The 12,344-nt window shown below is 44.3% G+C and carries 10 protein-coding genes and 1 pseudogene; 3 read left to right on the forward strand and 8 right to left on the reverse strand.

All coding sequences use genetic code 11. The annotated features are described in order from the left end of the window. The first annotated feature begins 319 nt into the window (after positions 1-319). Complete coding sequence (locus tag QUB04_RS18350; RefSeq protein WP_333286487.1) at positions 320-1,396, forward strand: DUF3616 domain-containing protein; 1,077 nt, start codon at positions 320-322, stop codon at positions 1,394-1,396. Between the two features lie 204 nt (positions 1,397-1,600). Here QUB04_RS18350 and QUB04_RS18355 read toward each other — a convergent pair whose 3' ends face one another. Then, on the reverse strand, positions 1,601-3,238 hold the full coding sequence (locus QUB04_RS18355) for an AAA family ATPase (protein WP_333286489.1): 1,638 nt from the start codon (positions 3,236-3,238) through the stop codon (positions 1,601-1,603). 192 nt (positions 3,239-3,430) lie between these two features. Continuing rightward, positions 3,431-3,715: a DUF2470 domain-containing protein gene (locus QUB04_RS18360; protein WP_333286491.1), complete on the reverse strand. Its 285-nt coding sequence runs from the start codon at positions 3,713-3,715 to the stop codon at positions 3,431-3,433. A 143-nt stretch (positions 3,716-3,858) separates the two neighbouring features. Here QUB04_RS18360 and QUB04_RS18365 point away from each other — a divergent pair, with 143 nt between their 5' ends. Both QUB04_RS18365 and QUB04_RS18370 read left to right on the forward strand, forming a co-directional pair. Next, the gene (locus QUB04_RS18365; protein ID WP_333179556.1) at positions 3,859-4,167 is read left to right on the forward strand and encodes a type II toxin-antitoxin system HigB family toxin; all 309 of its coding nucleotides are present in this window, start codon (positions 3,859-3,861) and stop codon (positions 4,165-4,167) included. Between the two features lie 37 nt (positions 4,168-4,204). Next, positions 4,205-4,621, forward strand: coding sequence for a transcriptional regulator (locus QUB04_RS18370; RefSeq protein WP_333286493.1), 417 nt, complete (start codon positions 4,205-4,207; stop codon positions 4,619-4,621). A gap of 177 nt (positions 4,622-4,798) precedes the next feature. On the opposite strand, the gene QUB04_RS18375 is transcribed toward QUB04_RS18370, so the two are convergent. From QUB04_RS18375 to QUB04_RS18400, 6 genes and pseudogenes are all read right to left on the reverse strand, one after another. Then, complete coding sequence (locus tag QUB04_RS18375) at positions 4,799-6,154, reverse strand: WD40 repeat domain-containing protein (RefSeq protein WP_333286495.1); 1,356 nt, start codon at positions 6,152-6,154, stop codon at positions 4,799-4,801. 102 nt (positions 6,155-6,256) lie between these two features. After that, on the reverse strand, positions 6,257-6,835 hold the full coding sequence (locus tag QUB04_RS18380) for a ferric reductase-like transmembrane domain-containing protein (protein WP_333286497.1): 579 nt from the start codon (positions 6,833-6,835) through the stop codon (positions 6,257-6,259). A gap of 473 nt (positions 6,836-7,308) precedes the next feature. After that, positions 7,309-9,486, reverse strand: a complete 2,178-nt coding sequence (locus QUB04_RS18385; protein ID WP_333286499.1) for a flotillin family protein — start codon at positions 9,484-9,486, stop codon at positions 7,309-7,311. 140 nt (positions 9,487-9,626) lie between these two features. Continuing rightward, positions 9,627-10,004 carry a response regulator transcription factor gene (locus tag QUB04_RS18390; RefSeq protein WP_333286501.1) on the reverse strand — a complete coding sequence of 126 codons (378 nt, stop codon included), beginning with the start codon at positions 10,002-10,004 and terminating at the stop codon, positions 9,627-9,629. Positions 10,005-10,057: 53 nt separating this feature from the next. Continuing rightward, a pseudogene (locus QUB04_RS18395) lies at positions 10,058-11,116 on the reverse strand (protein kinase domain-containing protein); the annotation flags it as partial. A 662-nt stretch (positions 11,117-11,778) separates the two neighbouring features. After that, positions 11,779-11,928 (reverse strand): isochorismate synthase, encoded by a 150-nt coding sequence (locus QUB04_RS18400; protein WP_333143642.1) that lies wholly within the window; start codon positions 11,926-11,928, stop codon positions 11,779-11,781. Between the last annotated feature and the right edge of the window lie 416 nt (positions 11,929-12,344).

A 12,344-nucleotide genomic window follows, 5' to 3' on the forward strand; every position in this document is an offset into this window, starting at 1 on the left:
AACAGATGAATTTTCTTTTTGCACCATTGTCAGCAACAGGCAAGATGCCTGTTCCACAACAGATGAATTTTCTTTCTGCACCATTGTCAGCAACAGGCAAGATGCCTGTTCCACAACAGATGAATTTTCTTTTTGCACCATTGTCAGCAACAGGCAAGATGCCTGTTCCACAACAGATGAATTTTCTTTCTTGTGGGGAGTAGGGGTTGGGCACGCGAGGCCGCCCATAAAAGCCTGATTGAGAATGGTGCAACCTATGAGTTTCAAGCAGGTTTAACTATAATGACTTACCCTAAGAATAGTTTAGATCCTAATAATTATGCCAGAATCCTTTTTGCTCGGCCGGCTGATGCTGCAATTAAACAGCGAAGTCGCTGATATTATTACAGACTTATCCGCTGTTGCTTTAACTCCCGATGGCCATTTGTGGGTGGGTTCCGATGAAACGACTTCGATCGAGCGTTTGTCGCCTGTCGGGCCTCATATTTTTGGAGAACATCAAAGATTTGCGATCGCAGATTTTATCGATCTACCTGGAAAATCCGAAATCGATATCGAAGGAATGGATTTCAGCAGGGATTATCTTTGGTTGGTCGGTTCTCACAGCACAAAACGCAAGAAAGCTAAAGGCAAAGACGCAGACAAAGACATTGAAAGATTAGCACAAATCGAGACTGAGGTCAACCGCTATTTGCTGGCGCGGATTCCTATGAAAGACGGGATTTTGTGCAAGTCAATTCCCCATCCAGACAATCCCGAAACCCAACTGAAAGCGGGATGTCTTCAGCGGACAAAAACGGGGAATTTGCTGACAGACGCGCTCAAAGATGACACCCACCTCGGCTTGTATTTATCTGTGCCGATTCCGAGTAAAGAAAATGGCTTTGATATTGAAGGGTTGGCGGTGCGCGGAAATCGCATTTTGCTCGGTTTGCGGGGGCCGGTGCTGCGGGGTTGGGCGATAATTTTAGAAATAGAAGTTGAAGAGGCAGAACCGGGAGTTTTAAGGCTTAAGGAAATTGGGAAAAAAGGGAAATTGTACAACAAACATTTTGTTGATTTGAACGGTTTGGGCGTGCGAGAGTTGTGCTGGGACGGAAAAGATTTGATTGTTTTAGCCGGGCCGACGATGACTTTATCGGGGGCGACGAGGGTTTTTCGGTTGAAGGGAATTTTAGGGCGATCGGGCGACAGTATTACTGGACAAGATGGGGGAGATTTGAAGGTATTGTTTGACTTGCCTTTTAAGGTTGGTGCGGACAATGCTGAGGGGTTGAGCCTGTTTCCATATTTGGGGGAGGAGAATTCGCTGTTAGTGGTTTACGATTCACCGGATGCGGGGAGAATGGTTGATAAGAATGCTATTCTTGCGGATATTTTTAGGCTGGTTTTGTAGTTGCGCTGTTTTCGCTAAAAGGGTTTAAGATAACTGTCCATAAACTCTTGTAGGCTAGTAGCAGTAGTAGGGTGCGTCAGAAGGGGAGATATTTTGGAGGATTAATCAGCCATGAAATGATGCACGATCCGATTAGGAAGGTGCGTCAGATGGGAGTTTTCCGAGAATTAATTAGACCTTAACTGACGCACCCTACAAGTGGGGTTAATTGTCGATCGCATCCCTTCGCCGCTGGCTGTAGCGTTTCAATTCATCAATTAACTGAGTATCGTTAGAAGCTGTTCTCGCGCCCGCTTCAGCCGCCCAGCGCTTCAAATCTTCAATTTGCGATCGCGCGATCGCAGCTAAAGGTACTGTATCCTCGATCGACCTCAAAATATCCTCCGTCATCAAATCCCGGCGCTGTCCGTTGACAAAAGTGCCAAAAGCCCGATACAATCCATCTATTACCACTTGCTCAATTTCTGCACCGCTAAAATTCTCAGCGCGTTTCGCCAAAACTCCCAAATCAAACTCCCGCAATCTAGTTGGGCGCAGTCGCTGCAAATGCACTTTAAAAATATCTTGCCTTTCCGATTCTGAGGGCAAATTTAAAAAGAAAATTTCATCAAACCTGCCTTTTCTCAGCAACTCTGCCGGCAAAATCCTGACGTTATTTGCAGTTGCGACAATAAACACCGGACTGGTTTTTTCCTGCATCCAAGTAATCAAACTGCCGAATACCCGGCGCGAAGTTCCCGAATCGCCGTCGCTGCCGCTGATAATGTTGCCGAAGGCTTTATCTATTTCATCGATCCACAAAACGCAAGGTGCGATCGCTTCTGCTAATTGTATCATTTGCCTGACGCGACTTTCGCTTTCCCCGACCACGCCGCCAAACAATCTCCCAGTATCCAATCGTAGCAGCGGCAAACGCCATTCGCAAGCAATAGTTTTCGCAGATAAAGATTTGCCAGTGCCTTGAATTCCTACTAACAAAACTCCTTTTGGATTCGGTATACCGTAGCGACGCGCTTCGTCAGTAAAAGCATCTTGCCGCATCTTTACCCACTGTTTCAAATTCTCCAAGCCGCCCACACTTTTTAGGGATTCTCTGGAGTTAAAAAACTCCAAAATGCCCGTTTGGCGAATTGCTTGCTGTTTTTCCTCCAAAACTCCGTCAATATCTGACTCGTTAATTTGCTGTTTGGCGGCCAAAGCTTTAGCCAAAACCCGCCCGATTCTAGCGCGGCTCAAACCCTGACAAGCTTTAACCAACTGTTCCCTTGCTAAACCGCTAACTTGCAACTGTTGCGGCTTTTCCACAACGTGGGAAATTAAACTGTCGATTTCTTGGACGTTCGGCAAAGGGAAATCAATTACTGTCACTTCTTCTTTCAATTCCTCCGGCAATTCCAGCGTGTGAGAAGTCAGAACTATAGTTTTTTTGCTGCGCTTCAATTCCCGCGTTAAATTCCGCAATTCTCGCACTACCGCCGCGCTTTTTTCGCTGTATGGATATTTCAAAACAGGGTGCAAATCCCGCAGTACAAATATGGTATATTCTTCAACCGCAGTTTTGCTGATGCGATCGAGCGCCGCCATTACCGAACCTTTCCCAGAACCGTTATCCTCCCAGCCTCGCACAATATCCCACCGCAATACCCGGCGCGCGGGACTTACTTGCAGCGCTACTTGGGCAATTACGGCTTCGACCGATTCCTCCTCCGCGCCGACAATGTACAGCAGCGAATAGCGGGCGCGAATCATCAAATCTAGTCGCTTTACCAGTGCCTCGAAATGGGTATTTTTACCGCTATTGACGACATCTAATTCTCGGGATTTGGGGTAATTTTCTGTCATTTTATTTGATATCTTAAATATATATTCAACTTTATTATTAAATATTTTGTTTGCAGTCAGGACTTTAGTCCTTAAAAAGGATTTAACCGAACTAAACGTTGGTAGTAAGGACTTTAGTCCTTAACAACTATTTAGCCGCACTAAAGTCCGTACTGCGAACGTTAAAATTATAACAGAATCGTGAGCAGTTGGCTACTTAGCAACTTTTCGAGCTTGTTTCACCATTTCAATGAGAGTGTGGTGAGCATCTTCGGCATCGGTTAAAGTGCGATCAAAATTTACTCTGACAGGCACTGTTTCGTCGTTGACTTTAGCGCTTAAATCCATGCCGTTGGCATCAATAGCGAGCATTTGAGCTTCTGTCGCCTCTGGTTTGCCACCAAATGCTTGAGCGTACAGCACGACAGCGCTAGCGTGGTCTTCGTTCATGTGAGTGCAGATGCGATCGCTAATCTCAGTGGAAAACTGTTCTGACATGGGGAGATTCCTCGGATGCAATATCGATCGATTGTACTGCGATCGGAGTTGACAAAATACTTCGCAATTTGCTAAGATGAAATTCAAATGATTCTAGCGAGAGTCCAATCGATGCGTAAATTAGTTTGTTATCCAGGAACTATATGCACGTTATCTCTCAATCAGCACTCAGGAAATTCTGGGAAAAGTATCCTGATGCCGAAACAAGTCTGCGCTCTTGGTACAAACTAGCAACTACAGCCGAGTGGTCAAATTTAGCTGAAGTGAAAGCAGTTTTTTCCTCAGCCGATAGAGTTGGAAACTTTACTGTCTTTAACATCAGAGGTAATAACTACAGACTGATTACCTTCATAGATTATGAATATCGACCTAAAAAGGTTTTTATTCGAGCTGTACTTACCCATGAAGAATATGATGAAGAGCGATGGAAAAAAGACCCGTGGTATCAATAATAGATAATGTTCTACTTTCTTAATATTGCATAGTCACATGAAAAACTCTAGCGCTTATATCGAACTACTCAAAACATTTCCGCCGCGACCCATAGCTGCTGAGGAGGAGTTAATGGCAACTCAAGAAGCGATCGACTCTTTGTTGGATAAAGGCGAACTGACTCCCGACGAACGCGACTACCTCAACGTACTGGGAACCCTTGTTTATGAGTACGAGCAAACTTTAGAACCCATACCTGATATTTACGGAGTAGAACTGTTAAAGGCTTTAATAGAAGAATTTGAACTCAGACAAAAAGACCTAGTTCCTATTTTTAAAACCGAGTCTATTGTCTCTGACATCCTCCGTGAAAAGCGCCAACTTACGACCGAACACATACAAAAACTTGCAGAGTTTTTCTGCGTCTCGCCGGCTGTTTTCTTTCCGCTGCATCCAGTTAAAACAACTGCTTGAAATTCAAGCGAGCTTTGTGTACTCGCTCTTTTAATAAAACTTTGGGTAATGCTATGAATAATTTCTGTTGCAGAGCTTTTCATAGTATAGCAACCGCCAAGACCATTAGGATATTCTTAATCGCTGAAACCCTTGTTATTACTGGTTCTTCCTTCTTCTATATTATTACCTCCACCCTTACCACGGGCTGACCTCAAGCACCCCAGAGGGTTTTAACACTACCTTAAATTGACGAAAATGCTTTGGTTGATGAGCAACTTTACGAAAGGAAGAAAGAGAAACTTCTTGAATAAAATCACCTGCTGCTTGGTTCAGCGGCTGACAATCTGTAATTACCCCTTCTTCATTCACGGCAACACGATAAACTAATGAAGTGCTGAAGGTGGGAGTCGAGCGCCAACTCTTGTCAATTTGGTCGTAAACTTTCCGGTTCAAATGTGCAATTTCACCGGGCGAGATAATTTCAGAAGATGTTGCCTCTACCTCTGGCGCTGGAGAGTTAACCTGAGCCGCAATCGGGACAGATACAGGCCAAAGCTTAATAGTTTCATCTCCGCTACCGCTGGCTAAAACAGTATCTTTAGAACTAAAAGCAACTGACCAAACTGGCTTAGAATGCTCCGCAAAATTTGTCATCAGTTCGCCTGTTTTCAAGTTCCACAGCTTGATAGTTTTGTCGTAGCTGCCACTAGCTAAAGCTTGTCCATCCGCGCTAAAAGCAACTGACTGCACCGGGCCAGAATGCCCTGTTAATGTATGCAGAACTTTGCCATTTGTAAACTGCCACAGCTTAACAGTTTTATCCGCACTGCCACTCGCTAAAGTTTTCCCGTCAGGACTGAATGCAACTGAGTTCGCCGGCCCGGAATGCCCAGTCAGGGTGTAATTGCCGCCATCATCAAGCCACCAAATCTTGATAGTTCCATCCTCGCTGCCGGTTGCTAAAATTTTACTGTTCGGGCTAAAAGCGACAGATTGAATCCAGTCTGTATCTGGAAGTGTGCGGAGTAGTTTGCCATCGGCCAAATTCCACAATTTTACAGTTTTGTCGGTACTGCCAGAAGCGAGTAACCTTCCATCAGGACTGATACTTATTGCCTTGACATCATCCGCATGACCTTTCAAGGTATTGATGAGTATGCCGGTTTTGAGATTCCACAATTTAATCCGGTTATCCCAACTCCCGCTAGCCAGAAGATTGCCGTCAGGACTAATGGCGAGGGATTCAATTGCATCGGTATGTGCTTTTATGGTGTAAAGCAATTCGCCGGTTTGCAGGTTCCAGATTTTGATAATGCCGCCATAACAGCCGCTGGCTAAAGTTTTGCCGTCTGGACTGACTGCGATCGCGTAAATCCACCCTGAATTATCTTTAAAACTGCTAGAATATTGAGTAAATAGCCCTGATTTAAACTGGGCTCCAGTGGTTCCCAATTCCGAAATCGACCTAGACCAGCCCATGCCGACCGCAGTTACAACTGCTGTTAATGTCAAGGCTGATGAAACTTTCCATTTAACTGCTTTTGATATCATAAATATGGCCTCCACAACTCAGTTTATCTAAAATAAACTCCCCGATTTAAATCCCAGAAATTTATCTAGGAAGTTTCTGCTGCATTCTACCTTTGAGAAATGCTATCTAACACTTTTGTTTAGCACTGTTACTTGGTCGGCTGTTGGCTGATGTTTTTGTGGTCTAGGTTGGCGCTGAATCCAGGCGCGGCAGAGGAATAAAACTATTGTGGCGCTTATAGCTGCAATTCCAACGGGGGTTAAATATGTCCAGTGATCGGCCATTTTATCCCAGATATGCCAGGTTACTAAAAACATAGCAAGGTAAGTGAGACTCTGCAATCTTTTCCAATTTTTCTTGAGCCTTTTCACACTCCAATCATTAGACGTGATAGCCAAAAGAGTAAAAATAATGAACGTTGATACTCCCTGGAAGTAAACAAAATAAGTTTTGAGATCGAAGACATCAAAGTTTCTTTGTTTGAAAAAGATGAATCCGTGAGCTACAGCTAAAAAGAAAGAGAGCAGACCAATGAAACGGCGATTTTTCAGCAGCCATTGGGGAAAGCCAGTTTTTTTTGTGAGAGGGAAAACAATTCTCAAATTTGTGGGAAGCAGTGTCAGAATATAGCCTGTTAAGGCCGCGAATCCCAGGAGACTCGCCTGAGAAAATGTATCTAAATCCATCGTTGAAAGTTGCATAACTTACTCTAATTGCTAAGGAAGTAAACTCCAAATATGCCTGGCTCTTCCGTACTTAGTGTGCCAAATTATTAGTTTTCTGGTGTCCTACACCATAGCTGGCTAGGATTTCAAGGCGATCGCCCCGAGTTGAGCAAGTTGCCCGCAAGCGGATGTAAATAATCTCAAAGCCTTACCTAGCAAAGCCTGGAGGCTAAATTTAAAGTTAGATAGCACACTGAGTACGGAATAGCAATATGCCGAGAGTAGCATTTTAAAATCGAGATGTCAATTAAGTTTGAAGTTTAGAAAAAGTCTTCGCCAAAATAGCTGGTTAAAAGTTCAGTTTTTAACTATAAAAAAAGGTCAGGATTAGCTGACCTTGGGTTGAGGAGATTACCTGAACTTTTGGCTAGGTATGGCGCCCAACTACAAATTGGTAATATCCCCTTTTAATCACAGAGGACTGAAGTCCTCACTACAAACTGCACAGGCTAACTAAAAGATCGATCGTCAAACGGCAATTCATCAAACCGCGAATTAATATCAGCCTCAGCATTCGCAACAGGGGAATTAGCGTGAGATGTCGGCGGCTTTGCTGGATGCACCTTTGCTACTGGTAACTTTGTTGCAGATTCCAAAACAGTCGGCTCGGATTTCTGTAAATTAACTAACGGTAACTCCCCGCCATTTTCTCCATTTTTGCTCGTTTGATTCCACATCATCATTCCCAGCAAACCATCAACCAAACCGCCACCGCTACCGTTGCCTGTTACCGCAACATCCGGCACAACTCGCACGTTGCGATCGCCTATAATTTGCATTAACTGCAAAGCCGTATAACCCGAACCTCCCAAAGCCACAACACCCGCGCGATAAGCTTCAGCTTGAGCATTTCCCTTCACCCGAATCGACTCAGCTTCACCTTGAGCTTGTTTCACCTGAGAATTCGCTTTCAACTCAGAAATCTTGACACCTTGTTCCGATTTCACCATCTCTTGTTGAATCTCAGCCAGCGCCGTTTCCCGCACCAATTGTTGCCGCTGAGTTTGTGCTAATTGCTGCACCTCATAAGTCTTGCACTGTTCCTCAGCAATTTTGCGATCGGTTTGAGTTTGCATCAACTCTGCAGGCGGCAATATATCCCCGATTAAAGTATCAATTGCCTGCACGTCGTAGGTTCGCAAAGCTGCTTTGATATACTCGGCGGCTTCCGCTTGCCTGCCGCTTCTGGCCGAGAGAAAATCTAATACAGAATAAGCTTGAGCAGAATTGCGGAAATAATTCCCGATTGTCGGCTGCAAAACGTGGTCTACTAAATTCTGCATCGAACCCACGCGAGAGATAACTTTTGGAGCATCCAAAGCGCCGACGTGAATAATCTGAGCTACTTCTAAATCAAAGGCGAAACCGTCTTGAGAACGCACGGTTAAAGACGAAAGTTGAGAATCGTAACTGTGCCTTTCTGTTTTACCAGACCAATTCAAAACAATATTAGTAGTCGGCACTAACTCTACTTTCAAAATGCGAGTATTCAGCGGATGTTTGCCCGGATAAAGGGGAGTTACCCAAACCCCTTTATTGCCCACATTTACTAAATTTCCGTGAGTGAAAGCAGCGCCGCTCACATCTTCCGAGGTTTTGCCGACATAGGAAATAACCGCGCCGACATAGCCGATCGGGATTTCGGTCATCGCCACTTGGTCAACCCCGACAAACCAAGGATTTAAGTTCCACGAACCGGAAAGCAAAACCTGTTCCTGCAAACCGCGCCGCCCGCCGGCGGTGATAAATTTTTGCGCGTTTTGGAAGTTGTCGTGATTCGGAATAATCGGGCCGGCAATTTCGCCATCTTGAATCGGAACGCCGTCAAAAGTTGTGACAATTCCCACTTTATCTGGGGCAATTCTGTACAGCTTTAACTGTTCGGCTGTCATCCCGTGTTTGGCAGCATTAGCCGCTGTAATTACTGTAAATAATGCTGTATTAATTCGATAGCTACCGCCCGTTAAGATGCCGAGTTGTCTACCTTTTTCGCCGCCACCTTTGAGGAATTGGCGAGCATCTTGAAAATTGTCACATTCTGTGATTTTGCCGAGGATGCGCTGCGGTGGAATTGACTGACCACCTGCTGCGATAATTAAACCAATTTCACCTTGGGGAACTACAGTCAGAGACTCTTTGCGAACGTTGTACTGCAAAGGCCAATAACCCCAATGCCAACCGGGGGGCAAAGTATCAGCTTGATATCCAGCTTCTCCGTTTAAGGCAATTAAATCTCCGGGCGGTAAAGACTTGCCGCCAAAGCTAAACTTTTTACTGACAATGCCAACTTCCCGATCGCCAATTACTACCAATCCGCCAAAAAATAGCGGCAGCACCAGAATAATTATCATACCGCCGATCGCGATCGGGATAAATCCGCCCGGTTCTAGCTGCATTGTCTGCACGGGAACAGTGGTACGCAACTGCCCTAACTGCAAGCTAGAATCAGGTTTTGCGGCTAACTGAGTCGAGGTTTGATTTGCGGGGGGGATATTGCTAGCAGCTAATACCGGCGAGGGTTTCAAACTGGTTATTGAACTAAGTGCTAAAGACGCCGAAACAGCGGCTGCTAAATGTTTTAAAAAGCGGACTTGGACTTGAGATTTGGACAAAAATGAATAAAGCATTTTTTTTGAGCAGGGCTAATTTGTCCTAGGAGCTCCAGCTTAGCCTTACTAAAAAGTTTTTACATAAAACTTAAGGTCTTATTTATCATTATTTCCCATCATAATAGTCATATTTTTCAGTAAAAATACTTATAATTAAACTACAGGCTGACAATCCCCCGTTTTAATGCGGAAATCGCGGCCTGCGTGCGATCGCTAACTCCCATTTTGCTCAAAATATTGTTGATGTGAAACTTGACGGTGCTTTCGCTGATGTGCAGAACTTCACTAATCTCACTGTTGCTTTTACCAGCGACTATGAGGCGGATAACGTCTAATTCGCGATCGCTCAATTCAGACCCACTCAGGCGATCGGCTAACTTAACACCCACTGCCAGCGGAATATACTTTTTACCCTCAAAAACAGCCCGAATTGCTGCTAAAAGCTCCTTGGGTTCCGCATCCTTCAGCAGATAGCCCTTTGCACCAGCTTGCAATCCGCGATAGATGTTTTCATCGCCATCATAAGTCGTCAGCACCACAATCCGGGCGCTGGGAAACTCCGCACAAATCGCAGCAATGGCGGCGACTCCATAGCTGATTTGCCGATACCAGAATATCCCGAAATCAGCATCATTGAGCTTGTGGCACAGGCATCTTGCCTGTGACTGCTTGTGGCACAGGCATCTTGCCTGTGACTGCTGACTGTTTCAAAAGCTGTTAGTAAACTATCAATTTCTCGCTCTCTGCCGTAAAGTTTTTGCGGGATTTGAAACCTATCAGAAATATCTTGACTCCCTAGAGTAAAACCTGATATATTGTTAGGGCTGTGCAGTTGATTTAAACATTCTTCTAAATCCGCTTTAATGCCGATCGCACTTTGATACCGCTCCTCCGCATTTTTCCCCATCAGCTTCATCACAATATCGGAAACAATTTGCGGAATTTCGGGATTCACCTGAGATGGAGATAACGGCTGTTTAGCGAGATGACTGTGTACCAATTCCAGTACATCCTGAGTGTCAAAAGGCAATTTGTTTGTCAGCAGTTCGTAAAAGGTAGCCCCCAGGGAATAAAAATCCGTGCGGTAATCTAAACTTCGGTTCATTCTGCCGGTTTGTTCCGGCGACATATAAGCAAGAGTTCCCTCTAAAATGTTGGGATTTTTTAGGGTAGAATTCTCCCGCGTTAACTGCGTGGAAATGCCAAAATCGATGATTTTGAGTTCGCCACTAGCTGGATTGAAGACAATATTTGAAGGGTTAATGTCTTTGTGAATGATGTGGGCGCTGTGAATTTGTTGTAAACTTTCTGTAGTGGCGATCGCAATTCGCAAGAATTCTGCAATACTAAATTTTTGCTGCTGCATCCAAATTTTCAAGGATTCGCCGCCAAAATCCTCGACAAACATCACCAGCGTGTTTTGATATGGCTGCAAATCATAGGCTTTTATACAGCCGCTCAGGTTCAGAGATTGTGTAATTTTATACTCTGTGCGATAGCGGGCGAGTTCTTGGGGTGTGGGATAATTTTCTTTAAGGACTTTGAGCACGACGGGGAGACTGTCGGGTTGTCGGAATGCTCGGTAAACCAGGGAGTTTGCGCTTTCGTAGATGAGCTCTGTGACTTCAACGCCAGGAAAAGTGAGCATATTCAGCCTGCGGTCAACTTTGCAGTCGAACATAGCATAAATTTGCTCCTCACACCAGAGGTACGTGAGCCATCAGTCGATTTTAGATTTTAGATTTTAGATTTTAGATTTGACTCCACATCTTAGATTTTAGATTTTAGAAGCCAAGACAGGTTTCCCAGTCAATACAGCCTGTTCGATAATATCAGCGGCGCGCTTAGTTCCAATCAACTATTCAGGGTGCTAGTTTTGTTTTTGATAAGATCACTGAACCAACCCCAGTGCAACAAAAGCCTCTAGTTTTGCTTGGTGTTCCTCTAATTTATACGCAGTAAACCGGGCGCCAAAATCTTTAAAAAGCTTACTCTACACTGAATATGCCTTTGGTAAATTGGGGAAGTTCAGTGTAATTGGTGATTGGTAAGCTAATACGCATTTAAATTGCATGGGGAAATAAATTTTCCTTCTTGTGGGGTGGGCCGAAGAGCCCGCCCTCAACATACAATTTAAATGCACAACAGCTTAATTGTAGGTTGGGTAGAGTGAAGAGAAACCCCACCTACAATTACTATTAACAGTCAAAATCAAAAGTCAAAAGTTAACAGTCAACAGTTAATTGTTAACCGTTGACTGTTAAACTGAATGCGTGTGCCGAACTCGCTATAAACTGCCGGAAGGGCGGTTCATTCTTTCGATTTAGAACTTTTGGAGAGCTTACCCTCAAAAGGTTGAACTCCACTATTTGGATAATTGTCATCGCTGGGGCTAAAAATCCGCACCGCTGCTTCCGAAACGTAACGCATCGCGTTTGCCAAAGATTTAGAAAGATTCATAGAATCTGCCTCTCTTGTCTGGGTTCTGATACTTTTAATATTACTCAGATTTTTGGGCGGTGGATGACTTTAGCAATATTTATTTGAATTACTTATTAGTCTGCAACATCGAAGCAAGCTGAAGCTTTGAGAAATTACGCATTTTTGGACGATCGACCTTTTGGTGGTAGATTTTTCCTTGCTAAACTCAAGCAGTCGCGATCGCCCTCCGACGCTCAGAAACCGGGTTGTCTAACTCTATTCAAGGGCTGCAACGAAATATTTTCGCAAAAAACCCGGAACGCTTGAGTGTTTCTGCTTAATTCCTGAGTTTGTTAAATTAAGTATTTATATTGATTTTACCATAATATTAATCTACCACTTAACCGAAATCCGCTATTAAAGGGCATAATCAGCGAATTTTTCCGACAAATATC

Source organism: Microcoleus sp. D2_18a_B4, assembly GCF_036702475.1.
Lineage (GTDB): Bacteria > Cyanobacteriota > Cyanobacteriia > Cyanobacteriales > Microcoleaceae > Microcoleus.

Bases quoted from the DNA above. Each gene is read 5' to 3' on its own strand.
- QUB04_RS18350 (WP_333286487.1), top strand. From the start codon at position 320: ATGCCAGAATCCTTTTTGCTCGGCCGGCTGATGCTGCAATTAAACAGC.
- QUB04_RS18355 (WP_333286489.1), bottom strand. From the start codon at position 3,238: ATGACAGAAAATTACCCCAAATCCCGAGAATTAGATGTCGTCAATAGC.
- QUB04_RS18360 (WP_333286491.1), bottom strand. From the start codon at position 3,715: ATGTCAGAACAGTTTTCCACTGAGATTAGCGATCGCATCTGCACTCAC.
- QUB04_RS18365 (WP_333179556.1), top strand. From the start codon at position 3,859: ATGCACGTTATCTCTCAATCAGCACTCAGGAAATTCTGGGAAAAGTAT.
- QUB04_RS18370 (WP_333286493.1), top strand. From the start codon at position 4,205: ATGAAAAACTCTAGCGCTTATATCGAACTACTCAAAACATTTCCGCCG.
- QUB04_RS18375 (WP_333286495.1), bottom strand. From the start codon at position 6,154: ATGATATCAAAAGCAGTTAAATGGAAAGTTTCATCAGCCTTGACATTA.
- QUB04_RS18380 (WP_333286497.1), bottom strand. From the start codon at position 6,835: ATGCAACTTTCAACGATGGATTTAGATACATTTTCTCAGGCGAGTCTC.
- QUB04_RS18385 (WP_333286499.1), bottom strand. From the start codon at position 9,486: ATGCTTTATTCATTTTTGTCCAAATCTCAAGTCCAAGTCCGCTTTTTA.
- QUB04_RS18400 (WP_333143642.1), bottom strand. From the start codon at position 11,928: ATGAATCTTTCTAAATCTTTGGCAAACGCGATGCGTTACGTTTCGGAA.